Origin of the sequence: Amycolatopsis sp. lyj-108, from assembly GCF_046549005.1 — a bacterium.
GTDB lineage: Bacteria > Actinomycetota > Actinomycetes > Mycobacteriales > Pseudonocardiaceae > Amycolatopsis.
Window position 1 is genome coordinate 343,953 of record NZ_JAJPWQ010000004.1, and the last position, 23,169, is coordinate 367,121.

Genomic DNA, 23,169 nt, shown 5'->3' on the forward strand with positions numbered 1-23,169 from the left:
CCCGGAAGCGGTGAATCCGTGTTAAAGCAGCTCAAACGCCCTTTCCGCAAGGTCGGAAGGACTGACCGGAGGCTGATGGCCCGGAGCGCCGCGCTCCCGAGGACGCGGGCCGACGACGTGATCACCTCGCTCTCCAAAAGTGCGGACAAATCCAAGCTTTGGTGGTGTGTCGCGGTCCTGCTCGCGGCGAAGAAGGGTCCGACGCGCCGGGGCGCGCTCCGCGGCGTGGCGGCCATCGCCGGGGCCAGCGCCGCGGCGAACCTGATCGGCAAGCCGCTGTTCCCCCGCCGCCGTCCCGCGGCCGAAGAAGTGCCGATGCACCGGCGCCTCGTCCGGCGGCCGACCTCGTCGTCGTTCCCGTCCGGACACTCGGCGTCGGCGGCGGCCTTCGTCACGGCCGTCGCGATGGAATCGCCCAAGACCGGCGCCGCACTCGTCCCGCTGGCCGCCGCCGTGGCCTATTCCCGGGTCCACACGGGCGTCCACTGGCCCAGCGACGTCGGCGTGGGCATCGGCATCGGTATCGGTGCCGGCCTGCTGACGCGGCACTGGTGGCCGCTGCACCCCGACGTCCCCGGCCGCACCGCGCACACCGCCGAAGCGCCGGAGATGCGCGACGGGGAGGACATGCTCGTCCTGGTCAACCCGCATTCGGGGATCGACGGCCAGGACCCGACCGAGGAAGCCCGCTTCGCCTGGCCCAAGGCCACCATCCTGTACCCGGACGCGAAACGGGACCTGCGCGAGCAGCTCTGCGAGGAGATCGCCGCCCGCGACAACACCGTGCGCGCACTCGGTGTCGCCGGCGGTGACGGGACGGTCGCCGCGGTGGCCGCCGTCGCGTCCGACCACGACCTGCCGCTCGCGCTCATCCCGGCCGGCACCCTCAACCACTTCGCCCGCGACGTCGGCATGCGCTCGATGCCCGACGCGGACGCCGCCACCGAAGCGGGCAACGCCGTCGGCGTCGACCTCGGCGAGGTCGAGATCAACGACGGCGACGACCACCGCTACTTCGTGAACACCGCCAGCCTCGGCGGCTACCCGGAAATGGTCCGGATCCGGGAAAGGCTGCAGAAGCGGCATCCGAAGTGGCCGTCCGCGGCGATCGCGCTCGCCCGCACCCTCCGGCGCGCGAAACCGCTCGAAGTGACCCTCAACGGCAAGCACACCAGCATCTGGCTGCTGTTCGTGGGCAACGGCACCTACTCGCCCAAGGGGCTCGCGCCTTCTCGCCGCCCGGCGCTCGACACCGGCCTTCTCGACGTCCGCTACCTACGGGCCGACGTGCCGTACTCGCGGGCACGGTTCATCCTCGCCACGATCACGAACAGTCTCAACGCCAGCCACGTCTACCAGGAACTCGACGTCCCGGAACTGCACGTCCGGCTGCTCGACGGCAATCGCCGCGTCGCCACCGACGGCGAGGTCGGTCCGCTCGGCAACGACTTCCGCTTCCGGTCGCGGCCCAGCGCGCTCACCATCTACCGGCTCTAGGCGTCCAGCATGGCGCTGCCCAGCGGCGTCAGCGAGTGCAGCACCGCGTTGCGGTCACGTTCGGTGGTGATCAGCCCCGCGCGCCGCAACACGGAGGTGTGCTTGCTGACCGCCGACGGAGTCACGCCGAGCCGGACGGCCAGCTCCGACGTGCTGCACCCGACCGCTAGAACAGCCAACGTCGCCGCCCTGGTCGGCCCGAGCAGGTCGGCCAGTGCGGTGTCCGGCGATCTTCGTACGTCGCGGCCGTACCCGGTCGACTGGGCCGCCTGCCGCACCGACGGGTAAAGCAGCCGAACGGGTCCCCGGCCCGTCGCCGGGACGACCACCGGGCACACCGCGAAATACGTCGGCGAGATCATCAGCCCGGCTCCGTCCGCGCCGCAGGAACCGACGATCCCGTCGCCGACCTCCAGTACCGGGGACGACCAGCGCACCAGCGGCCGCAGGCTCGTCAGCGCCGCGTCCACCCCTTCGTTCAGCATCAGCTGCGCACGCATCCCCCGGTCCGCGTCCACCTGGGCCCGCGCCGCTTCCCATCCCGGCGCAAGCGAGAGGTCGAAGTAGTCCTGCATCGCCTGGACGAGCTTCGGCAGCCCGGCGGTGTCCCCATCCGGCAATCCCGCCGCCCAGGCGGGCAGCTCCCGGTTCACCGCGACATCGCGCAACGCCGACTTCAAGCCCACTGAGTCGGTCCGGGCGATCTCCGCGAGCCCCGCCTCCAAACCGGCTTCGTCGGCTTCCGGAACGAGAAACGCCGGAATCGGCGCGTACGGGCGGCACAACCACAGCAGCACCGAAGCCGACTCCACCAGCCCGAGCCGGACACGGTGCCGCCACCGGTTGAACAACGCCGAGCCCGCGTCGCGCCGCTGCAGGATCTGAAGACTGGAAACCAGCTCGGCCAAGGGATCCGCTTCGGGCGCGAGCCTGACGCGCGTCAGGTCCTGCAACGTCAGCTCGATTCGCACGGATAGCCTCGCCTTGCTCGAAGTCGTCGCCGTGTGATCGTGAACCAGGCCATTCCGTTACATCGCTGAACTGCCCTATTGCCGCTCCCGGAAATCTCCTCGACGGCCGTGGTTCAGACCTGAATGATGTTCGGAGAAGGCCCGCTTCTCGGGGGTTTACGCGGAGCCTTCCACGAGGGGATTCATCGGCTGTGCCTTCGGGCTGCGATTCATCGCGGCCTGACGACGGCTGCCTTCCCTTCACCTCACTGGGAGAAAACGCTTTCCACAAAAGGGGAATAAATGACGAAAATGAAGCGCCTTGCGGGAATCATCGCCGCCGCCGCGGGTGTCCTGACCCTGGTCACCGCACCCGCCGCCACCGCGGCCCCGCAGCCCACCGGCGACGGGTTCAAGACGGTCAGCGTGCACGGGATGAAGCTCATCCCGGTCAAGCGCACCTCCACCGGCGCGCGCACGCAGGCCGCCGGCATCGCCGACGCGGACATGTTCCTCATCCCGTCCGGGCTCGACACGAACAAGTGCTGGGACGCCGACCTGAACACCATCAACCGCAACGGCACCAGGATGCAGCTCTGGGACTGCAACTTCGACGCGGACCACCAGGCGTTCTACATCACCGACAACCCCGAGGGTTACACCCGCTTCCAGAACGTGGCCAGCGGCCGCTACCTGGACGCGGACCTCAACACCATCAACAAGAACGGCACCATCGTCCAGCTCTGGGACTTCATCGCCGGTGCCAAGAACCAGTGGTGGGGCGGCACCGTCAACCCCGAGGGTTACGTCCGCTTCCAGAACCCGAGCAGCGGCCGTTACCTGACCGCGGAGGGCAACTCGGCCAGCAACGGCACGCGGCTCCAGCTGTGGAGCTTCATCGCCGGTGGCCGCAGCCAGTGGTGGGGCAACGGCCCCGCCTGAGGCCGAACCGGTCGCTTGACCGACGCGACCTGACGTCGTGAAGGCCTCCTTCCCTACTCTCAAGGTAGGGAAGGAGGCCTTCACGGCGTTTCGGCAACAGGAAGGCCCCCTTCCTTGCGTCCAGCGCAAAGGAAGGGGGCCTTCCGGTACTTGAGACTCAGTCCTTCTTGGACTCGCCCTCGGCTTCGTCCTCCGCGGGCTCTTCCGGCTCGGGGGGCAGAAGCGCGTCGAGCGCGGCACCGGCGACCCGGCGGAACTTACGTCCGCGCCGATCCCGCTCCAGCACGGCGACCTCGAGCTTCACCGGGTCCGAGTCGCCGTTCGTGGGCGTGGGGGTGTTGGCGCGCAACGCCTTCACCGCGACGCCGAGCGCCGCTTCCAGCTCCATGTCCGACTCGTAGCTGTCCTTGAGCTTCGTGGTGAGCGTGTCGGCCTGACCGCCCATCACGACGAACTTCGGCTCGTCGAAGATCGAACCGTCGTAGGTCAGCCGGTACAGCTGGTCCTCGTCCGCGGTCGCGCCGACCTCGGCTACGCAGACCTCCACCTCGAACGGCTTCAGCTGCTCGGTGAAGATGCTGCCCAGCGTCGCGGCATACGCGTTCGCCAGCGCACGCGCGCTGACATCCCGCCGGTCGTACTGGTAGCCCTTCAGGTCCGCGTGCCGGATGCCAGCGACGCGAAGGTTCTCGAACTCGCTGTAGCGGCCCACGGCCGCGAAACCGATCCTGTCGTAGATCTCCGACACCTTGTGCAACGTCGCCGAGGGGTTCTCGGCCACGAACAGCACGCCACCGCGGTACTTGAGCACGACCACGCTCCGGCCACGCGCGATGCCCTTGCGCGCGATCTCGGAACGCTCCCGCATCAGCTGCTCGGGAGAGGCGTACAACGGCATCGTCACTGTGGTGCTCCGCTCTTTCGGACTCTCATCGGGAAGGGGACAGGGAGAGGGCTAGCGCCCGCGCTCGGCTCGTGCGGCCACGATGGCCTCGGCCACCGCGGTCGTCTTCTCGAGCGGCACCGCCACCGCACCCTGCTCCGCGGTGACCGTCACGATCGTCGGGAAGATCCGGCGTACCAGATCCGGGCCGCCGGTCGCGGTGTCGTCGTCCGCCGCGTCGTACAGCGCCTCCACCGCCGTCCGGATCGCGGCTTCGACGTCCGCGTCCGGGTCGTACAGCTTCTTCAGCGAGCCCTTCGCGAACAGCGATCCCGAGCCGATGGCGTGGTAGCCAGCGCTCTCCTCGTAACGTCCGCCGGTCGCGTCGTACGAGACGATCCGGCCCGCGTGCTTCGCGTCCTCCGCGTCGAGGTCGTACCCGACGAACAACGGCAGCACGGCCAGCCCCGCCATCGCCATCTCCAGATTGGACTTCACCAGCCCGGCGAGCTTGTTCGTCTTGCCGTCGAGCGAGAGCGAAACACCCTCGATCTTCTCGTAGTGCGCCAGTTCGACCGCGTACAGCCGCACCATCTCGATCGCGAGCCCGGCCGAGCCCGCGATGCCCACCGCCGAGTACTCGTCGGTGAGGTGCACCTTCTCCATGTCGCGCGAAGCGATCAGATTGCCCGACGTGGCCCGCCGGTCACCGGCGATCAGCACCCCACCCGCGAACTTGACCGCGACGATCGTCGTCCCGTGCGGGGCGTCCAGCCCGCCCGCCCCGGCCGAGACCCGCCGCTCCGGGAGCAGCTCGGGCGCCTGCGCCCGAAGGAAGTCCGAGAACGACGAGGTCGCCGACGAGAAGTACGCGGCGGGCAGCGCCGACTTACCCGAGGTGTGTTCCATACGTGCTCAAAGTTCCAATCTGTGTGATCCACCGGCTCCGCACAGGCGGCCGCCCTGGCCGCCGGAAGACGAGTTACTCGCCGCCCTTTTGCACGTAGGCGCGGACGAAGTCCTCGGCGTTCTCCTCGAGCACGTCGTCGATCTCGTCGAGGATCGTGTCGACGTCCTCGCCGAGCTTCTCGCGCCGTTCCTGACCCGCCGGACCGCCGTCCTCGAACTCTTCGTCCGAGTCGCCGCCGCCGTGCTTTTCGATCTTTTCCTGAGCCATCTCGCCTCCCGGTGTGGCCGATGTTTCCTAGCCTACCCAGCGGTCCCGACATTCCGTGGGATCCGTGATCGCTTAACCCCGATGAAAGGAAATCCCGCTAGTCCGAACCGGTGAGCGCCTCCACCAGCTCCTCGGCGGTCGCGGAGTCGTCCAGCAACTTCCCCACGTGGGCCTTCGTGCCCCGCAACGGCTCCAACGTCGGGATCCGCACCAGCGATTCCCTGCCGACGTCGAAGATGACCGAATCCCACGACGCCGCGGCGATGGAGCTGGCGTACTTCTCCAGCGCGCGGCCCCGGAAATAGGCCCTGGTGTCCGAAGGCGGCGTCGTGACCGCCTCCAGCACCTCCTCCTCGGTCACCAGGCGCTTCATCGAGCCCCTGGTGACGAGCCTGTTGTACAGGCCCTTGTCCAAGCGGACATCCGAGTACTGCAGGTCGACCAGCCGCAACCGCGGCGCGCCCCAGGCCAGCTGGTCCCGCGCGCGGTAGCCCTCGAGCAACCGCAGCTTCGCCGGCCAGTCCAGCCTGTCCGCGCATTCCTGGGGGTCCCGCGCCAGTGCGTCCAGGATCTCGCCCCAGACCCGCAGGACCTCCTTGGAGGCCTCGTCCGCGCCGGTGCGCTCCAGGTTCGCCGACGCGATCTCGTGATAGGCGAACTGGAGATCCAGCCCGGTGTACTTGCGCCCGTTGGCCAGCGACACCTTCGCCTTCAACGTCGGGTCGTGGCTGATCTGGTGCACGGCCCGCACCGGCTCGTCCAGCTTCAGGTCGTCGAACCGGATGCCCGCCTCGATCAGGTCCAACACGAGCGCCGTCGTGCCGACCTTGAGGTACGTGGAGTACTCGGCCAGGTTCGCGTCGCCGATGATGACGTGCAGACGGCGGTACTTGTCCGCGTCGGCGTGCGGCTCGTCGCGGGTGTTGATGATCCCGCGTTTGAGCGTCGTCTCCAGGCCGACCTCGACCTCGATGTAGTCGGAGCGCTGCGAGAGCTGGAAACCGGCTTCCTCGCTCTGCTGCCCGACACCGACCCGTCCCGAACCGGTCATCACCTGCCGGGACGCGAAGAACGGCGTCAGCCCCGCGATCACCGCTGTGAACGGGGTCGAGCGCTGCATCAGGTAGTTCTCGTGCGTGCCGTAGCTCGCGCCCTTGCCGTCGACGTTGTTCTTGTACAACTGCAAAGGCGGCTGACCGGGGACGGTGGCGGCCTTGCGCGCCGCCTCCTCCATGACCCGTTCGCCCGCCTTGTCCCAGATGACCGCGTCGCGCGCGTTCGTCACCTCGGGCGCCGAGTACTCCGGGTGCGCGTGGTCGACGTACAGCCGCGCCCCGTTGGTCAGGATGACGTTCGCCGCGCCGAGGTCCTCGACGTCCGGGTCGTGCCCGGGGCCGCTCGGGCCGGTCAGGTCGAACCCGCGGGCGTCCCGCAGTGGCGATTCCACCTCGTAGTCCCACCGTGCCCGCCTGGCCCGCGGGATGTCGGCCGCGGCCGCGTAGGCCAGCACGACCTGGGTCGAGGTGAGTACCGGGTTCGCCGTCGCGTCGCCCGGCACCGCGATGCCGTACTCGACTTCGGTTCCCATGATCCGCCGCATACCCACCACCCTACGGGGTCGGGGCCGTGCGACGATGCCCCCCATGTCAGGCAGTGACGAACTCGTTGCGCTCTATGACCTCGACGGAACCGCGATGGGAGCGGCCACCCGGTCCCGGGTCCGCGCCGAGGGGCTGTGGCACGCGGCGGGCGTGGTGTTGGTCCGTTCGAGTGACGGAGGTTCCGTTTACGTGCACCTGCGCACTCCCACGAAGGACGTCTATCCCTCCACTTGGGACTGCTGGGCGGGCGGCATCGTCGCGGCGGGTGAGACACCGGTGGAGTGCGCGCGCCGGGAACTCGCCGAAGAACTGGGTGTGCACGGAGTGGAACTGCGGCCGCTTTTCGTCCATGTCACCGATGACGACACGATCCGCTGCCACAACTTCGCGTTCGAAACGCGCTGGGACGGCCCCTTCGTCCACCAACCGTCCGAAGTCGTGGAAGGACGTTGGCTGACACTGGCCGAGTTGCGTTCGTGGCTCGACGATCCGGAGAGCCGGTTCATCCCGGACGGCCGTCTCGGCGCGCTGGAGTGGTTCCGGCGAGAAGGCGGCTAGGCTGAACGGAGGCGCTGCGCGACGATCGGCAACATGCGCTTCGCCGCGTCCGTCGCCCGCGCCTCGGTTCCGGCCGTCACGCTGAGGGCGGAGACCAGTTTCCCCTTGGCGAGCAACACCGTGCACGTCGTGCCCTCGCACCAGGCACGCTGGATCTCGACGCCGGCTTGCTTCGTCAGCGTGAGCTTCTTGCCTTCGCAGTCCGCCTGGGCGACGACGTCCGAGGCGTCACGGTCGGTGTACTCGGTGACCTGGTGCTCCAGCGTCGAGCCACTCGGATACGACCACGTCGACGAGCGGCTCGTGCCACGGGTCAGTCCGGTCAGACAGCCGGACACCTTGCTCTCACCGGGGACGACTTCTTCCTCGACGACGTCCTCGTCCGTCAGCAGCGCGGCGGAAACGGCCGCTGGGACCGGAGCCCGGGTTGACGACGGCGGCACCGGCGCGGCCTGCGGCTTCACCGACGGTTGCGCGGGTTCGACCGCAGGCGTCGGTGTCGGGTCGTCGTAATAGGTGTCGAGGTCGTTGGGGCGGTCCGCACAGCCCGACAAACCGAACAGCGCGACCGTCGCCACCGCGAGCACCTGCCGATGACGCACCCTCAAGCCTCCCCGGTGACCCGCCAGACGTTTGCCGCGAGAGTAGTCCAGCCCCTCAATGCCAGCCCAGGCAGGACCGGTGCCGCCAGTAGGCGACCGGTTCTTCCGCGAGCGCGGCCAGCTCCGCGAGTTCGTCCGCGGTCGGCTTCACCTGCGTGGCAAGGAGATTCTCCGCGAGCTGGGCGGTACTCGACGGGCCGATGACCGCGACCGGCCGCCAGTCCTGCGCCAGCACGGCCGCGATCGCCACCGCGTCCGGACCGGCCCCGTGCTCCCGCGCGATCCGCGCGAGCGGTGGCGGCGGCTCGACCACCAACCGTCCGTTCGCGACGGTTTCCTTGACCAGCACCCGTTTCCCGGCGGCGTGCGCTTCCGCGAGCGCCGGGCCGACGGAGGGTTCGAGCAGGTTCCATGTCGACTGCACGGCACTGAAGACCGGCGTTCCGGAGACCTCCAGCTCGAACGCCCGGCGGACCGCGTCGGCCTGCGCGGCGCCGGAGGTGGAGAACCCCACCGGGACACCGTCGGCGGCGAGTTCGGCCAGGGCGCCGATCAACCGGTCGTCGCCGAACAGCGGACTGTCCACAGTGAGCGAGTGGACTTGGTAGAGGGAGACCGCTTTACCCAGCAGGTCAACGGTTTCCGCCCACTGCTCGCCGAACCGCGCCGCGGTGTGCTCCTTGACCTCGTGCACCTCCGCGTCGAGCTTCCACTCCCCTACATAGCGGTAGCCCCATTTGCTCGACACCGTCACGTCCGCGGGGGCGCGATCGGCGAGCCAACCGGCGAGGAACTCCTCCGAGGAACCATACGAACGGGCGACATCGATCCACCGGACGCCCGCGCGGTACGCGTCGTCCAGTACGTCGTAGGTCGCCGCGCGCATCGCCTCGAACTCGCGTCCGGGCGGCAGCGCGTCGGCCGGGCCGAGGTTGATGTACGCGGGCCTGCCGAGCGCCGCCAGTCCGACGGCGATCCGGTCGCCGACGCAGGTTTCCGAGGCTGTCACCGGGCTCCTTCGTTCTTGTGGCGGAGGATCGCGAGCCACTGGCTCGAGTTCTGCGCCTGCCGATGGAGCTTTTCGAGGCGGGCCGCCGGGGCTCGAACGTAACCCTTGCCGAAGACGGGCGCGATCTGACGGAGGCTGGCGCCTTCCTCCCTGGCGGCGAGCAGTGCCCAGTCGGAGGCGTCGGCGCAGGCCGCGGAAGCGCGGCGCAACTCCCCCAGGATCTCGATGAGTTCGGGGGCGCTCACCTCGCCCGCTCGTACGGCGGCCGCCGTCGTTTCCAGCCATGCCAGGACATCGGCCTCGGTGATCGGCGCGCGCGGGCGCCCAGCGGATTCGCTCACGGCCGATAAGTATAGGTCGTTATACGCTCGGCGCGCGGGACCGCCACGCGGAGGCGTGGAACACATCGTCCGAAAACCGCTGGAGTACACAGTGGATTCCCGATTCACTGAGCCGGAAGACGCGAACTCGGGAGAAGGACAATTGGGACGTTTCAGTATCGCGATCCGGTTCGCGGCACTCGCGATCGTGTGGGGCGCGAGTTTTCTGTTCATCAAGATCGGCCTCACCGGCCTGTCGCCCGCTCAGGTGGCACTCTCGCGCATCTGCCTCGGCGCGGTGGCCCTGATCGCCATCGCCGCTTGGCGCCGCAAGCCACTCCCCCGTGATCCGGCGCTCTGGGGCCATCTCGCGGTGGTCTCCGTGCTGCTGTGCGTGATCCCGTTCCTGCTGTTCTCCTGGGCCGAGCAGTACATCTCGTCCGGGCTCGCCAGCATCTTCAACGCGACCACCCCGCTGATCACCATGCTCATCGCCGCCGCGGCCCTGCCGTCGGAACGGTTCACGAAGGCCCGTACGACCGGCCTGATCCTCGGTTTCCTCGGCGTGCTCACCATCGTCGGGGTCTGGCAAGGGATCGACGTCTCCCACGAACTGACCGCGCAGCTGGCGTGCCTCGGCGCGACGACCTGTTACGGGATCTCGTTCGTCTACGTGCGACGGTTCATCTCCTGGCGGAACCTCGACGCGCCGACCGTCGCACTCGGACAGGTCTGTTGCGGTGCCGTCGTGATGCTGCTGCTCGCGCCGTTCATCGCGACGACGCCGGTGCGCCTCGACACGCCGATCGTCCTCAGCATGATCGCGCTCGGCGCGCTGGGCACCGGGCTCGCCTACTCCTGGAACGCGTCGATCATCGCGGCTTGGGGCGCGTCGAACGCGTCTGCGGTGACCTACCTCACACCCGTCGTCGGTGTGCTCCTCGGTGTCCTGGTCCTCGACGAACCCTTGGCGTGGAACCAGCCCGTCGGCGCGCTGCTCGTCGTTCTCGGCATCCTGGCCGCACACGGACGGCTGAGCGTGCGCAAGAAGGTCCGGGAACCCGTCCCCGTGTGACGCGAAAGGGCCCTTCGCCGCATGCGCTGCGGCGAAGGGCCCTTTCGGCTTGCTCTACAGGTACTGACCGGTGTTCGTGGCGGTGTCGATCGCCCGCCCCGAATCCTGGTTCTTGCCGGTGACGAGCGTGCGGATGTAGACGATCCGCTCGCCCTTCTTGCCGGAGATCCGGGCCCAGTCGTCCGGGTTGGTGGTGTTGGGCAGGTCCTCGTTCTCCGCGAACTCGTCGACGATCGCGTCCAGCAGGTGCTGCACGCGCAGGCCGGGCTGCTGGGTCTCCAGCACCGACTTGATCGCCGACTTCTTCGCCCGGTCCACGATGTTCTGGATCATCGCGCCCGAGTTGAAGTCGCGGAAGTACAGGACTTCCTTGTCACCGTTGGCGTAGGTGACCTCGAGGAACCGGTTCTCGTCCGTCTCCTCGTACATCCGCTCGACCGTGTGCTGGATCATCGCGTCGAACGTCGCCCTGCGGTCCCCGCCGAACTCGGCGAGGTCGTCCGCGTGGATCGGCAGGCCATCGGACAGGTACTTGGAGAAGATGTCCTTCGCGCCTTCGGCGTCCGGACGCTCGATCTTGATCTTGACGTCGAGCCGGCCCGGCCGCAGGATCGCCGGGTCGATCATGTCTTCACGGTTGGAGGCGCCGATGACGATGACGTTCTCCAGGCCCTCGACACCGTCGATCTCCGAGAGCAGCTGCGGGACGATCGTGGTCTCCACGTCGGAGGACACGCCCGAACCGCGGGTGCGGAAGATCGAGTCCATCTCGTCGAAGAACACGATCACCGGGGTGCCTTCGGAGGCCTTTTCCCGAGCCCGCTGGAAGATCAGGCGGATATGCCGCTCGGTCTCCCCGACGAACTTGTTCAGCAGCTCCGGACCCTTGATGTTCAGGAAGTAGGACTTCCCGTCCGCCTTGTCGCCGCGGGCTTCCGCGACCTTCTTGGCGAGCGAGTTGGCCACCGCCTTCGCGATGAGGGTCTTACCGCAGCCAGGAGGCCCGTAGAGCAGCACGCCCTTCGGCGGGCGCAACTGGTACTCCTGGTAGAGATCCGCGTGCAGGAACGGAAGCTCGACGGCGTCGCGGATCTGCTCGATCTGCCGGGTGAGGCCACCGATGTCCTCGTATTGGACGTCGGGCACCTCCTCCAGCACGAGATCCTCGACCTCCGCCTTCGGCACGCGCTCGTAGGCATAGCCGGCTTTCGAGTCGACCAGCAGGGAATCGCCCGGCTTGAGGGGCTGTTCGGCCAGCGGATCGGAGAGCAGGACGACCCGCTCCTCGTCCGCGTGCCCGACCACGAGCGCACGAAGGCTGTCGCCCTCGACATCCGGGGCCAGCACCTCGCGCAACGCGCAGACCTCGCCGATCCGCTCGAAGTCGCCGCCTTCGACGACGGTGAGCGCCTCGTTGAGCCGCAACGCCTGTCCGCGCTGCAGCGATGACACCTCGACCGCGGGTGAGACCGAGACCCGCATCTTGCGGCCCGCGGTGAACACATCCACCGTGTTGTCCTCGTACGCGGTCACGAACACGCCGTAACCGCTCGGAGGCTGGGCCAGCCTGTCGACCTCCTCCCGCAACGCGAGCAACTGGCCACGCGCCTCGCGGAGCGTCTCGACCAGTTTCGTGTTGCGTTCCGTGAGTTGGCTCACTCGTTCCGACGCCTCGGCGAGTCGCTGCTCCAGCACTCGGTTCTGACGTGGCGAATCGGTGAGCTTCCGGCGCAGCAGGGCGACTTCCTCCTCGAGGAAGCGAACTTGACGTGCCTGCTCGTCGGACGTGATCTCGGCTCCGGTCGTTTCTGAAGGGTCGGCCTCCTCGCGCCGACCTCCGGGAAGGTCATGATGCATCGGGCACCTCCTCGGAGTGCTTTTCATTCCACGGTACCGGCGATCACCGACAATAAAAGGCCTTTCCGCATCACAAGATCGGCGCGTCGCGTTCCGGACGTTCCCGCAGCACGTACCTTCACCATGCGCAAGGGGCCATCCCGGTGCCGGGTCCGACACTCCCATGGTCACAATCCGTCCACCTACCCTGACCTGCGGCGGAATACCCGGCGCCGTCCGGGTGCAAACGGGTTCCCGGTATCAGTTCGGCCCTAATCGAGCGGCGATCCGGGTCGATGGCTAGCATCGGGCGACGTTCGCCGGGGAGGTCGACCGGCGCGTCGTGTTGAGCATTTTCGCAGAACAGCTAGGGGGCAACAGCCATGACTTACCCGCCGCAACAGCCCGGCGGCTACGGACAAGATCCGTACGGCCAGCAGGGCGGGTACCCGCAGAGCGGCCCCCAGCCGCAGCAGGGATACCCCGGGGGTGGCCAGTACGGCCAGGACCCGTACGGCCAGCAGCAAGGTGGCTATCCGCAGAGCGGACCACAGCCCCAGCAGGGATACCCGGGCGGCACGCAGCAGTTCGGCCAGCCGGATCCCTACGGGCAGCAGGGCGGCTACAACGCGTACCCGCAGGAAGGCGGCGGGTACGGCGGCGAGCCGCCCAAGAAAAAGAAGACGGGCCTGATCGTCGGCATCGCGATCGGCGCGGTCGTGCTGGTCGGCGGTGGTGTCACCGCCCTCGTCATCGCACTGAACTCCGGTGACGACAACCCGACCGCCGCGCCGCCCACCAGCAGCGCTGCCCCGTCGGAGGCTCCGGCCTCGTCGTCGCAGAAGCCGAGCTCGACCCGGAGCAAGTCCAGCTCGCCGAGCACGTCGGCGACCAAGAGCTCCGGTCCGGCGCCCGGTGGGAAGGCCACGCCTCAAGAGGTCTTCGAAAGTGCGGCGACCTCTTACAGCGCGGGTGACAAGAAGGCGTTCCTCGACCTGATCTGCCGCAGCGAGAACACCAAGGACGAGGGCAAGCCGCTCGACCCCATCAAGCTCGAGATCACCGAGCCCGCCAAGGAAAGCGGCGACCGGGCGACCGGCCGTTACCGCGCGACCCAGGGCACCAAGATGGCGGAAGGCACCATCACCGCGGCCAAGGAGTCGGAACTGTGGTGCCTCAAGGACATCAAGGCCGACAAGAAGTGACCCACCGGTGACGGTGAGCCACAAGCTGACCGCCGCCGCGGTGGTTTTTGGCGCGGTCGTGGCCGGGGTCGTGGTGGGGCTGCTGCTGGTGGCCCCGTCCGGCTCCGACCCGGCCGCGTCGACCACCGTCACGCCCTCACCGCAGCCGAGCTCGTCCCGTCCGGTCCCGGTGGATCCGGACGTGGCGGCGGTCGAGGTCGTCGGCAAGGCGATCGCCGCGGCCATCGTCAACCACGACGCGACGGCGTTCGGCAAGCTCACCTGCGTCCAGCAGTCCTCGGCCGATCTGGCCGAGCTCAAGCGGAAGTGGGAGGCGGCGGGCAAGGTTTCGGCCACCGTCCCCGACCCGCCCGCGGTGAGAGGCGACTCCGCGACCGTGACCGTGCACGTCGAGGGCGCGGGCGGTCAGAAGGACACGCCGTTCCCGCTCAAGAAACGCGACGGCAAATGGTGCGTGCCCTGACATCGCGCCGGTGCCGGGTCTTTGGTCCGTCACGCCACCTGTGGCATCGCGCCTTGCTGAGGTACATGAAGGTCCCCTTCATGTACCTCAGACGAGCAACGGCCAACCCGAGCGGCTAGCCCTTGCCGGAGCGGCGGTGGACCCGCGGCGACACGGTCCCGTCGGCCAGACGGCGCGCCGTCAGCAGGAACGCGGTGTGCGCGACCATCCGGTGATCCGGCCGCACCGCGAGGCTCACGACGTGCCAGGGCCGCATGAGTGTCTCGAACGATTCCGGCTCGGTCCAGCACTGCTGGTCCCGCAAGGCTTCCGTGATCCGCGAAAGCTGTGTGACCGTCGCCACATAGACCGTGAGTACGCCGCCGGGCACGAGATGCGCGGCGACCGTCTCCAGCTGGTCCCAGGGCGCCAGCATGTCGAGGACGACCCGGTCGACCTCGCCGGTGTGCGTCGACAGGTCCGCGACCGTGAGCGACCAGTTGTCCGGTTTGTGGCCGAAGAACTTTTCGACGTTCCGCTCGGCGTGTTCGGCGTGGTCGTCCCGGATCTCGTAGGACTGCACGGTGCCTTCCGAACCGACCGCCCGCAGCAGCGAACAGGTCAGCGCGCCGGAGCCGGCGCCCGCCTCGAGCACCCGTGCTCGCGGGAAGATGTCGCCCCACATGACAATCTGCGCGGCGTCCTTCGGGTAGATCACCTGCGCGCCACGCGGCATCGACAACACGTAGTCCGGAAGCAGCGGGCGAAGCGCCAGATAGTGGCTGCCGCCCGCAGAAGTGACGACCGAACCCTCCTGCGCCCCGATCACGTCGTCGTGCGCCAGTGCGCCGCGATGGGTGTGATACTGCTGCCCCTCGGCGAGGACCATGGTGTAGTGCCGCCCCTTGGAGTCGGTCAGCTGAACCCGGTCACCAATACGAAACGGCCCACGGACCGACACTGAACCTCCACACGCACGCGAACCTGATCGACGACCGATCCTCGCAGGTGGCCGCGCCACGCTACGCCGGGGGTCGGCTCCGGGTCATCGCGGCACGCAGGTCCTCGCGCCGGAGCACCCCCGCGGGCCTGCCTTCGTCGTCCACGACGAGGAACTGCCACGCGGCGGTTTCCCGGACCCGCTCGGCGATCTCCTCCCCCGACTCCGAGGAAAGCAGCACCGTGTCGGCGCGGATCGGTTCCGCCGCCATCTCCGCGGGCGCGTGTGGTGACGTCCCGGCCAGTTGCGCGGCGGCCGTCTCGTCGAGCAGCCCGGCCGCGACGCCGTCGGCACGCACCAGGACCACCCCACGGCCCGCCGAAGCGGCCAGCGCGTCCGAGACGGGGCTTTCCGCGGGAAGCTGGAGAACGGGCCGGACGAGTTCGCTCAACCGCACGCCTTCGGGCCAGCCTCGACGTGTTTCGGCGGCGAGTTCGCTTCGTGCGCCGAGGATCACGAACCACGCCGTCACGACGCAGACGCCGAGCCGGAGCCAGCGGTCTTCGCTGCCCGCCGCCAGCCCCCACAGCGCCCAGACGACCAGTCCCGCCGCGACGACGCCGCCACCGACGACCGCCGCCCGCGTGCCCTTCTCCCGGTGGCCCGTCGCCGCCCACACTCCGGCGCGGACCAGCCTGCCGCCGTCGAGCGGGAGCCCGGGAAGGAGGTTGAAGATCCCGACCGCGAAGTTCGCGACGGCGCATTCGGCGATGAGCAGCCATGCCGCGCTTTCCGGTGGGACGGCGAACATGAGCAGCGCGCAGAAACCGCCGAGCAGCAACGAAACCACCGGTCCCGCGGCGGCTACGAGCCCTTCCTGCCGCGGCTGGCGGGGTGTCCTGGCGACCTCGGAGAGTCCGCCGAGCAGGAACAGGCGCAACCGCCGGACCGGGATGCCGAGGCGCAGCGCGACCAGGCAGTGCCCGAGTTCGTGCGCGAGCACCGAGAGTCCGAGAAGGACCGCGAACGCGGCCGCCAGCAGCCAGGAGGTCAAGGTCGTCGCGCCCGGCAAGAGCCTGCCGACCAACGGCGTGTAGAGCACCACGATGATCAGGGAGCCGATCCACCACGAAGGGGCCAGCAACACGGGGATCCCGGAGACGCGGAACAGCAGGAGACCGCCCTCTGGTGCCACGCCTCGTCGAGGCGGGCCCTGCTCACCCGTCACCGCCATGGATGAGAGCGTAGATGCCCAGGTGTGGGGTGCCGGTAACCCGCCCTTCCCGTCCGGGTGGTGTCGGTCATGCCGCTCCGGTGCGTTGCGGTCGGAGAACTGTCGGTGCCCGGCGATACCCTCGTCCCATGCCCGACACCGACACGGTCACCGCCGATCCGCCGCCCGGCGCCGAAGTCCCGCGCCGTCGGCCGGCCCTGTCCCCGTCGCGTGCCAGCGACTTCAAACAGTGCCCGCTGCTCTACCGCTTCCGCGCGGTCGACAGACTCCCCGAGATCCCGACGAAGGCCCAGCTCCGCGGCACGCTGGTGCATTCCGTGCTGGAGCGGCTGTTCTCCCTCCCGCAGGCCGATCGCACGCCGCCGCAGGCCAAGGAGCTGCTCGCGCCGGCGTGGGAGGATCTCTCCGCGGAACGTCCGGAATGGATCGAGCTGTTCGACCAGGAGGATCCCGAGGCCGTCACCTCGTGGCTCTCCTCGGCGGAGCAACTGGTCGACACCTACTTCGGCCTCGAAGATCCACGTCGGCTGGAGCCCGAAGCGTGTGAGCTGCACGTCGAGATCGAGCTGGGCTCCGGGGTGCTGCTCCGGGGCTACGTCGACAGGCTGGACGTGGCGCCGACCGGCGAGATCCGCGTCGTCGACTACAAGACCGGCGCCGCGCCCCGTGAAATCGGCGAGGCCAAGGCGATGTTCCAGATGAAGTTCTACGCCGTGGTCCTCTGGCGGCTTCGCGGTGTCGTGCCGCGCCAGCTGAAACTGATGTACCTCACCGACGGGCAGTCCCTGGCGTACGCGCCCGACGAGGGCGAGCTGATCCGCTTCGAGCGCACGCTGGAAGCCATCTGGCAGGCGATCCTCAAAGCGGGCAAGACCGGCGATTTCCGGCCCAACCCGAGCAAACTCTGCGCGTGGTGCGATCACCAGGCGCTGTGCCCGCAGTACGGCGGCACTCCCCCGCCGTATCCCGGCTGGCCGGAACCGGACCCCGGTGAAGAGTCCGTTTTGGACCGTGCGGATTAGGCTGCCTTTGTGACAGAAGCCTTCTATGTGCCGTCAGGCGACGGCGTCTTCCTCCCGACCCCGCATACCGCCGGCCCGTGGACGCCGGACGCGCAGCACTTCGGGCCGCCCTCGGCGCTGCTGGTCCGCGCGCTCGAAGAGCTCGACGCGCCGCACGCGAGCCAGCTGGCGCGAGTGACGGTCGAGATCCTCGGTCCCGCGCCGCTCAAAGAGCTTTCGGTGCGAGCTTCGGTGAAGCGACCGGGCCGGTCGGTCGAGTGGCTGGAAGCCGAGCTCTCCCACGGCGAGCGAGTCGTCGCCCGTGCCGCGGCGTGGCGGATCGCGACTTCGGACACCACCGCGGTGGCCACTCCCGAAGGTCCCCCGCTGCCGTCGCCGGACGGCCTGCCCACGTCGAGCTGGCCGGAAACCTGGCACGGCGGCTACCTCGACGCCGTCGAATGGCGGCGGATCAGCGGCGCGCTGGACACACCCGGGCCGGCGACCGTCTGGGGCCGCCAGCGTGTCGCCCTCGTCGACGGGGAGAAGCCGAGCGCGCTGCAGCGGCTGTTCGTCCTGGCGGACTCCGGCAATGGGATCTCGAACTTCCTCGACCCGCGCGAGTGGTGGTTCATCAACTCGGAGCTGACGGTGCACCTCCGCCGCCCGCCGCTGGGCGACTGGATCGGCGTCGACGCGGCGACGCTGGTCGGCCCGAACGGGATCGGCACGGCGACGACCACCCTGCACGACGCCTCCGGCCCGATCGCTTCTGGAGCACAGGCGTTGCTGGTGCGGCCGCGACAGGCGGGCTGATAGACGCGCTTTCCGAGCCCGTTTCCAATAGCCTTCCCGGAACAACAGACGCAGGGAGCGCTTCGGCATGCAGATCACCTCGGTGGTCAACCAGAAAGGCGGGGTCGGCAAGACCTCACTCAGCGTGGGCGCGGCGGCCGCACTTGCCGAACGCGGCCGCCGGGTGCTGCTGATCGACCTCGACCCACAGGGCCACGCGACCACCGAACTCCTCGGGCTGGACGAGGTGGCCCCGAACATGCCCAGCCTGGCGAAAGCCCTGACCAAGGTGTGGAAGGGGCCGATCGAGGAGCTCGCCGTCCGGCATCCGCGCAGCAACCTCGGGCGGGGCGGGGCGTTCGACGTCATCCCGACGTCGCCGGGCATGTTCGACCTGATCCGGCGGCTGGACCAGTTCCGCGTCCCCGGCTGGCAGCTGGCCAGGGTCATCCAGTTCGCGAACTACGACCACGTCATCATCGACTGCCCGCCCGCGCTCGACGTGCTGACCAACAACGCGCTGGCCGCTTCGCACGGGATCCTCGTGCCGGTGCAGCCGGACCGGACGAGCATCCGCGCGCTGCGCCTGCTTTCGGACCAGGTGCGTTACGTCGAACAGACCGTCGGCCGTCCGCCGATCGCCTACTACGGCCTCGTGCCGGGCCTGTACCGCCGCCCGATCTCGCACTACGCGGCGGCGGCTTTGCAGGAGCTGTACACCTTCGGGATCCCGATGCTGTCGCACGTGCCGCTCGGCGTCGTGATGAACGAGGCCGCGGCGCACGGCGTGCCCGTGACGACGTACGCGCCGGAAACCTTGCAGGCGCTGTCGTTCCGGGAGATCGCGGAGACGCTGGACGGCTACCTGCGGAACCATCCGGCCGCGGCGATCGTGCCGGCGGACGAGGACTTCGTCTTCGAGGATTTCATCACCGAGGTGTCGGTGACCCGCAGCGCGAAGGACAACGGGACGCGCAAGAAGCTCTACGACCTCATGCCCAAGAAGCCGAACCGGCCCCGCTGACCAACGCCATGAAAGGTCCTTTCCTTGCGAAATTTGCAAGGAAAGGACCTTTCATGGCGTCTGTGACCGTGAGGGTCAGAGGCGGCAGGCCCGGATGTCCGAAGCCAGGACGGCCTTGGCGCCGGTTTCGGCGAGTTCGTCCATGATCCGGTTGACCTCCTTGCGCGGCACCATCGCGCGCACGGCCACCCAGTCCTCGTCCGCCAGCGGCGCGACGGTCGGCGACTCGAGGCCCGGCGTGATCGCGATGGCAGCGGCGAGCAGCGGACGCGGGCAGTCGTAGTCCAGCATCATGTAGTGCTGGGCGAAGACGACGCCCTGCAACCGCGCCTTCAGCTGATCCTTGGGCCGGGTGTGCTCGGTGCCCGCGCGCTGCAGCAGCACCGCCTCGGACACGCAGATCGGGTCCCCGAAGGCCACGAGGTTGTGCTGGCGCAACGAACGTCCGGACTCGACGACGTCCGCGATGGCGTCGGCCACGCCGAGCTGGATCGAGATCTCGACGGCGCCGTCGAGGCGGATGACCTCCGCCTCGACCCCGTGCTGCTTCAGGTTCTCGCGGACGAGCCGCGGGTACGACGTCGCGAGCCGCTTGCCCTGCAGGTCCTGCGCCTTCCAGTCCCGGCCCGCGGGTGCGGCGTACCGGAACGTGGAGCCGCCGAAGCCGAGGCCGAGGATCTCCTCGACCGGGGCACCGGAGTCGAGCGCGAGGTCGCGGCCTGTGATGCCGAGATCCAGCTCGCCGGATCCGACGTAGATCGCGATGTCCTTGGGGCGCAAGAAGAAGAACTCGACCTCGTTGATCGTGTCCAGCACGGTCAGGTCGCGGGCCTCATGTCGCTTGCGGTAGCCGGCCTCTCCGAGCATCTCCGACGCGGCGGCGGCGAGGGCTCCCTTGTTCGGCACGGCGACACGCAGCATTGTCTCTCCTTGGTTCTCCGGACGCGAACGCGTCACAGGTACCGGTACACGTCCTCTGTCGACAGTCCTCGGCCGAGCATGAGCACCTGTACGCGGTACAGCAGCTGTGAAATCTCCTCAGCGAGCCTGTCGTCGGATTCGTGCTCGGCGGCGATCCACACTTCGCCCGCCTCTTCGAGCACCTTCTTGCCCTGGGCGTGCACTCCCGCGTCCAGCGCGGCGACGGTGCCGGAACCGTCGGGGCGCGTACGGGCGCGCTCGGCAAGCTCGGCGAACAGCTCATCGAAGGTCTTCACAGTCTGGAGATCCTTCCATCCGCGTCCGCGTCGCGCTGCCCCGGGCCGGTGTGGTGCCGGTCGCGTCACACTTCAGAACAGCACCGAGCCGCCGCGTTCGAAGTCGAGCAGGTGCCGCTTCCGTGCGACCCCGCCGCCGTAACCGGTGAGATCGCCGTTGGAGCCGATCACGCGATGACACGGCACGATGATGCTGATCGGGTTCTTCCCGTTCGCGAGCCCGACCGCGCGCGACGCGGTGGGCCTGCCGAGCCGGTCGGCGAGCTGACCGTACGAGACCGTCTCGCCATACGGGATCCCGAGCAGCCCTTCCCAGACCATCCGCTGGAACGTGGTGCCGCCGAAGCTCAGCGGGAGATCGAAGTCCTTCCGCTGGCCGGCGAAGTACTCCTTCAGCTGCCTCTCGGTGTCGACGAAGATCGGCGAGCCCGGATCCGGATGGCCGAAGCTCTCCTCGACCGGACGGTGCCGCTGCTGGACCATGTACAGGCCGCAGAGGCTTTCGCCGTCCGCGACCAGGGTCAGTTTGTCGTACGGGCTGTCGATGACGGTGTGCGTGCGCATGGCGCTCCTCGAACTCAGGCGGCGGGCAGCCGGTTGATCGGGTGATCTCCGGTCGCCCAGAGGTGCTGAACGGCGTAGGCGCGCCACGGGCGCCAATGTTCGGCGTGCGCGGCGAACGCGGCCGGACCGAGCCCGAGCCCTTTCGCGGCGATCTTGACGCCGAGGTCGGTCGGGAGGAAGGCGTCCGGGTCGCCGAGCGAACGCATCGCGATGCTCTCGACGGTCCACGGGCCGAAGCCGGGCAGCGCGTGCAGCCTCTCCCGGGCCTGCTGCCAGTCGCTTCCCGCGCTGAGGTCGAGTCCGCCGTCGTTCAGTTCGGCGATGAGGCCGAGCAGGGTCCGCTTGCGGCTCTGCGGCATCGCGAGACTTTCCGGGTCGATCTCCGCGAGCGCGGTGGCGTCCGGGAACACGTGGGTGAGGCCACCGTCCGGATCGTCGACGGGCTCGCCGTGCGCGAGGACCAGCCGGGCGGCGTGGGTGCGGGCGGCGGCGGTGGACACCTGCTGGCCCAGCACGGCCCGGACGGCGAATTCGTCGCCGTCGACCGTCCTCGGCACCCGTCTGCCGGGTGCGGCGGCCACGAGCGGCCCGAGCAGCCGGTCCGCGGCCAGCGCTTCGTCGACCGCGACCGGGTCGGCGTCGAGATCGAGCAGGCGGCGGCATCGGCTGATCGCGGTCGAGAGGTCACGCAGGTCCGAGAGCGTGAGACGGCAGCCGATGTAGCCGTCTTCCGGTTTGAGGGTGACGATGGCGGGGCCGTGCGGGAGCCGCAGCGTCCGGCGGTACGCACCGTCTCGCCATTCCTCGACGCCGGGGACACCGGTCGCGACCAAATGGCCGAAGAGGTTGTCCGGGAACAGCGGCTTCCGATACGGCAGGCGGAGGCTCAGCGTCCCGGGCGCGGTCGACGGCTCGGTGCGGCCCCGGGCCCGCAGTTCGGTCGGAGACAACGCGAAGACCTCGCGGACGGTGTCGTTGAAGGTGCGGACGCTGCCGAACCCCGCCGCGAGGGCGACGTCGATCATCGACAGGCCGGTCGTCTCGATCAGCAGGCGCGCCGTCTGCGCCCGTTGCGCACGGGCGAGGCTGAGCGGGCCCGCGCCCAGTTCGGCACGCACATGCCGCTCCACCTGCCGGACGCTGTAGCCGAGCCGGGCGGCCAAGCCGCTGACCCCGTCGGTGTCGACGACGCCGTCGGCGATCAGCCGCATCGCTCTGGCCACCAGGTCCGCGCGCTCGTTCCACCGCGGTGAACCGGGGCTGGCGTCCGGTCGGCACCGTTTGCAGGCGCGGAATCCGGCCTCCTGCGCGGCGGCCGCGCTCGGATAGAAGGTCATGTTCTCCGGTTTGGGCGGGACGACCGGGCAACTCGCCCGGCAGTAGATCCGCGTCGTCAGGACGGCCGTGAAGAACCACCCGTCGAACCGGGCGTCCTTCGCCTGGACAGCGCGGACGCAGCGCTCGAAATCCTCATGCACCCGGCCAGCATCACCGACCGCACGGGCCGCGGTCTAGCGGAAATGCGACATGGCGGTCAGGGCAGGAGCGCGGTCAGCGCGGGCACGTCAAGACCGACCAGCGAAGAACGGAACACGCGCCGCTCTCCCGGTTCGACGTCGACGTCGTTCGGGATCACCACCACCGTGCAGCCCGCCGCGGCCGCGGAAGCCGCGCCCGGCGGGGAATCCTCGATCGCGACGCACCGGGAAGCCGGTACTCCCAGCAACTCCGTGGCCAGCTGATACGGCCTGGCGTCCGGCTTGTTCAGACCATCGACCTCGTCACCGCAGACGGTGGCGGCGAAGTACTCGCGGCCGATGGTGTTGAGCGCGAGTTCGGTCAGCGACCGTTCGGTGGAGGTGACCAGCGCCATCGGAACGCCGTTGGCCCGCAACAGTTCGAGCAGCTCCTGCGCACCGGGGCGCCACGGAAGCGGGCCGTCGAAGAGGTTGGCCGTGCGGGCGCGGATCCACTCCCCCATCTCCGCGATCGACTCCGGGGTGACGGGTTTGGCGCACACTTCGAGCAGGAACGCGGCCGTGTCGTCCATATTGGACCCGACGAGACTCAGGCGCTGTTCCTCGGTCAGTGTGCCGCCGAGGGTTTCGACGGCCTCGTAGAGCGCGACGTCCCACAGCTTCTCCGAGTCGACCAGCGTGCCGTCCATATCCCACAGCACGGCGGCGAGTCCGTCCGGTGTGGACGGTTCGGTCACGGCTCCCCCTCACGATCGGATGCACCTTCCGGGCCCCACGGTAGCCGAGACGAATTCACGTCGGCGGCGCGGTCGCTGCCCG

At 69.0% G+C, this 23,169-nt stretch carries 25 protein-coding genes; 9 read left to right on the top strand and 16 right to left on the bottom strand.

Going from position 1 to position 23,169, the window contains the following annotated elements; genetic code table 11:
* Nucleotides 1-18: 18 nt before the first annotated feature.
* The gene (locus ACLJO0_RS17665) at nucleotides 19-1,497 is read left to right on the top strand and encodes a bifunctional phosphatase PAP2/diacylglycerol kinase family protein (protein ID WP_410579585.1); all 1,479 of its coding nucleotides are present in this window, start codon (nucleotides 19-21) and stop codon (nucleotides 1,495-1,497) included.
* Here ACLJO0_RS17665 and ACLJO0_RS17670 read toward each other — a convergent pair.
* Nucleotides 1,494-2,468 (bottom strand): ArsR/SmtB family transcription factor, encoded by a 975-nt coding sequence (locus ACLJO0_RS17670; RefSeq protein ID WP_410579586.1) that lies wholly within the window; start codon nucleotides 2,466-2,468, stop codon nucleotides 1,494-1,496. The genes ACLJO0_RS17665 and ACLJO0_RS17670 overlap by 4 nt on opposite strands.
* Nucleotides 2,469-2,750: 282 nt before the next feature.
* On the opposite strand from ACLJO0_RS17670, the gene ACLJO0_RS17675 reads away from it, so the two are divergent.
* Nucleotides 2,751-3,389, top strand: coding sequence for an RICIN domain-containing protein (locus tag ACLJO0_RS17675; RefSeq protein ID WP_410579587.1), 639 nt, complete (start codon nucleotides 2,751-2,753; stop codon nucleotides 3,387-3,389).
* Between the two features lie 157 nt (nucleotides 3,390-3,546).
* Here ACLJO0_RS17675 and prcA read toward each other — a convergent pair whose 3' ends face one another.
* From prcA to dop, 4 genes are all read right to left on the bottom strand, one after another.
* Nucleotides 3,547-4,293: a proteasome subunit alpha gene (prcA, locus tag ACLJO0_RS17680; RefSeq protein WP_410579588.1), complete on the bottom strand. Its 747-nt coding sequence runs from the start codon at nucleotides 4,291-4,293 to the stop codon at nucleotides 3,547-3,549.
* Between the two features lie 51 nt (nucleotides 4,294-4,344).
* Nucleotides 4,345-5,181, bottom strand: a complete 837-nt coding sequence (prcB, locus tag ACLJO0_RS17685; protein ID WP_125794113.1) for a proteasome subunit beta — start codon at nucleotides 5,179-5,181, stop codon at nucleotides 4,345-4,347.
* A gap of 73 nt (nucleotides 5,182-5,254) precedes the next feature.
* Nucleotides 5,255-5,449 carry a ubiquitin-like protein Pup gene (locus tag ACLJO0_RS17690; protein ID WP_037319666.1) on the bottom strand — a complete coding sequence of 65 codons (195 nt, stop codon included), beginning with the start codon at nucleotides 5,447-5,449 and terminating at the stop codon, nucleotides 5,255-5,257.
* A 97-nt stretch (nucleotides 5,450-5,546) separates the two neighbouring features.
* The gene (dop, locus tag ACLJO0_RS17695; protein ID WP_076161912.1) at nucleotides 5,547-7,049 is read right to left on the bottom strand and encodes a depupylase/deamidase Dop; all 1,503 of its coding nucleotides are present in this window, start codon (nucleotides 7,047-7,049) and stop codon (nucleotides 5,547-5,549) included.
* Nucleotides 7,050-7,092: 43 nt separating this feature from the next.
* Between dop and ACLJO0_RS17700 the strand changes: the two genes are divergently transcribed.
* Nucleotides 7,093-7,608 carry an NUDIX domain-containing protein gene (locus ACLJO0_RS17700; RefSeq protein ID WP_410579589.1) on the top strand — a complete coding sequence of 172 codons (516 nt, stop codon included), beginning with the start codon at nucleotides 7,093-7,095 and terminating at the stop codon, nucleotides 7,606-7,608.
* On the opposite strand, the gene ACLJO0_RS17705 is transcribed toward ACLJO0_RS17700, so the two are convergent.
* Genes ACLJO0_RS17705 through ACLJO0_RS17715 form a run of 3 tightly spaced genes read right to left on the bottom strand, consistent with a single transcriptional unit; the run spans nucleotide 7,605 to nucleotide 9,560 of the window.
* On the bottom strand, nucleotides 7,605-8,210 hold the full coding sequence (locus tag ACLJO0_RS17705; protein ID WP_410579590.1) for a hypothetical protein: 606 nt from the start codon (nucleotides 8,208-8,210) through the stop codon (nucleotides 7,605-7,607). The two genes, ACLJO0_RS17700 and ACLJO0_RS17705, sit on opposite strands and share 4 nt — an antisense overlap.
* A gap of 55 nt (nucleotides 8,211-8,265) precedes the next feature.
* Complete coding sequence (locus ACLJO0_RS17710; RefSeq protein ID WP_410579591.1) at nucleotides 8,266-9,219, bottom strand: aldo/keto reductase; 954 nt, start codon at nucleotides 9,217-9,219, stop codon at nucleotides 8,266-8,268.
* On the bottom strand, nucleotides 9,216-9,560 hold the full coding sequence (locus ACLJO0_RS17715; RefSeq protein WP_125789998.1) for a hypothetical protein: 345 nt from the start codon (nucleotides 9,558-9,560) through the stop codon (nucleotides 9,216-9,218). Before ACLJO0_RS17715 ends, ACLJO0_RS17710 begins: the two co-directional genes overlap by 4 nt.
* Nucleotides 9,561-9,702: 142 nt before the next feature.
* Here ACLJO0_RS17715 and ACLJO0_RS17720 point away from each other — a divergent pair, with 142 nt between their 5' ends.
* On the top strand, nucleotides 9,703-10,614 hold the full coding sequence (locus tag ACLJO0_RS17720) for a DMT family transporter (protein WP_410579592.1): 912 nt from the start codon (nucleotides 9,703-9,705) through the stop codon (nucleotides 10,612-10,614).
* A gap of 54 nt (nucleotides 10,615-10,668) precedes the next feature.
* On the opposite strand, the gene arc is transcribed toward ACLJO0_RS17720, so the two are convergent.
* Nucleotides 10,669-12,471, bottom strand: coding sequence for a proteasome ATPase (gene arc, locus ACLJO0_RS17725; RefSeq protein WP_125794118.1), 1,803 nt, complete (start codon nucleotides 12,469-12,471; stop codon nucleotides 10,669-10,671).
* Between the two features lie 362 nt (nucleotides 12,472-12,833).
* On the opposite strand from arc, the gene ACLJO0_RS17730 reads away from it, so the two are divergent.
* Together ACLJO0_RS17730 and ACLJO0_RS17735 are read left to right on the top strand one after the other, a co-directional pair.
* Nucleotides 12,834-13,655: a hypothetical protein gene (locus tag ACLJO0_RS17730; protein ID WP_410579593.1), complete on the top strand. Its 822-nt coding sequence runs from the start codon at nucleotides 12,834-12,836 to the stop codon at nucleotides 13,653-13,655.
* A gap of 7 nt (nucleotides 13,656-13,662) precedes the next feature.
* Nucleotides 13,663-14,118, top strand: coding sequence for a hypothetical protein (locus ACLJO0_RS17735; protein WP_410579594.1), 456 nt, complete (start codon nucleotides 13,663-13,665; stop codon nucleotides 14,116-14,118).
* A gap of 115 nt (nucleotides 14,119-14,233) precedes the next feature.
* Here ACLJO0_RS17735 and ACLJO0_RS17740 read toward each other — a convergent pair whose 3' ends face one another.
* Nucleotides 14,234-15,058: a tRNA (adenine-N1)-methyltransferase gene (locus ACLJO0_RS17740; RefSeq protein ID WP_410579595.1), complete on the bottom strand. Its 825-nt coding sequence runs from the start codon at nucleotides 15,056-15,058 to the stop codon at nucleotides 14,234-14,236.
* 61 nt (nucleotides 15,059-15,119) lie between these two features.
* Nucleotides 15,120-16,271, bottom strand: a complete 1,152-nt coding sequence (locus ACLJO0_RS17745) for a M50 family metallopeptidase (RefSeq protein ID WP_396561580.1) — start codon at nucleotides 16,269-16,271, stop codon at nucleotides 15,120-15,122.
* Nucleotides 16,272-16,399: 128 nt separating this feature from the next.
* Here ACLJO0_RS17745 and ACLJO0_RS17750 point away from each other — a divergent pair, with 128 nt between their 5' ends.
* The 3 genes from ACLJO0_RS17750 (at nucleotide 16,400) to ACLJO0_RS17760 (ending at nucleotide 19,091) form a co-directional block, all read left to right on the top strand.
* A complete protein-coding gene (locus tag ACLJO0_RS17750) occupies nucleotides 16,400-17,293 on the top strand; it encodes a RecB family exonuclease (RefSeq protein ID WP_410579596.1) in 894 nt (297 codons plus the stop codon).
* Nucleotides 17,294-17,302: 9 nt separating this feature from the next.
* Nucleotides 17,303-18,088: a thioesterase family protein gene (locus ACLJO0_RS17755; RefSeq protein ID WP_410579597.1), complete on the top strand. Its 786-nt coding sequence runs from the start codon at nucleotides 17,303-17,305 to the stop codon at nucleotides 18,086-18,088.
* A gap of 67 nt (nucleotides 18,089-18,155) precedes the next feature.
* On the top strand, nucleotides 18,156-19,091 hold the full coding sequence (locus ACLJO0_RS17760) for a ParA family protein (RefSeq protein WP_396561585.1): 936 nt from the start codon (nucleotides 18,156-18,158) through the stop codon (nucleotides 19,089-19,091).
* A gap of 75 nt (nucleotides 19,092-19,166) precedes the next feature.
* On the opposite strand, the gene hisG is transcribed toward ACLJO0_RS17760, so the two are convergent.
* From hisG to ACLJO0_RS17785, 5 genes are all read right to left on the bottom strand, one after another.
* Nucleotides 19,167-20,012: an ATP phosphoribosyltransferase gene (hisG, locus tag ACLJO0_RS17765; RefSeq protein WP_410579598.1), complete on the bottom strand. Its 846-nt coding sequence runs from the start codon at nucleotides 20,010-20,012 to the stop codon at nucleotides 19,167-19,169.
* A gap of 32 nt (nucleotides 20,013-20,044) precedes the next feature.
* On the bottom strand, nucleotides 20,045-20,308 hold the full coding sequence (locus tag ACLJO0_RS17770) for a phosphoribosyl-ATP diphosphatase (RefSeq protein ID WP_007035378.1): 264 nt from the start codon (nucleotides 20,306-20,308) through the stop codon (nucleotides 20,045-20,047).
* 72 nt (nucleotides 20,309-20,380) lie between these two features.
* Complete coding sequence (locus ACLJO0_RS17775) at nucleotides 20,381-20,872, bottom strand: methylated-DNA--[protein]-cysteine S-methyltransferase (protein ID WP_410579599.1); 492 nt, start codon at nucleotides 20,870-20,872, stop codon at nucleotides 20,381-20,383.
* A 14-nt stretch (nucleotides 20,873-20,886) separates the two neighbouring features.
* Nucleotides 20,887-22,350, bottom strand: coding sequence for a DNA-3-methyladenine glycosylase 2 family protein (locus ACLJO0_RS17780; RefSeq protein WP_410579600.1), 1,464 nt, complete (start codon nucleotides 22,348-22,350; stop codon nucleotides 20,887-20,889).
* A gap of 56 nt (nucleotides 22,351-22,406) precedes the next feature.
* Nucleotides 22,407-23,087 carry an HAD family hydrolase gene (locus tag ACLJO0_RS17785; protein WP_125794128.1) on the bottom strand — a complete coding sequence of 227 codons (681 nt, stop codon included), beginning with the start codon at nucleotides 23,085-23,087 and terminating at the stop codon, nucleotides 22,407-22,409.
* Nucleotides 23,088-23,169: the final 82 nt, after the last annotated feature.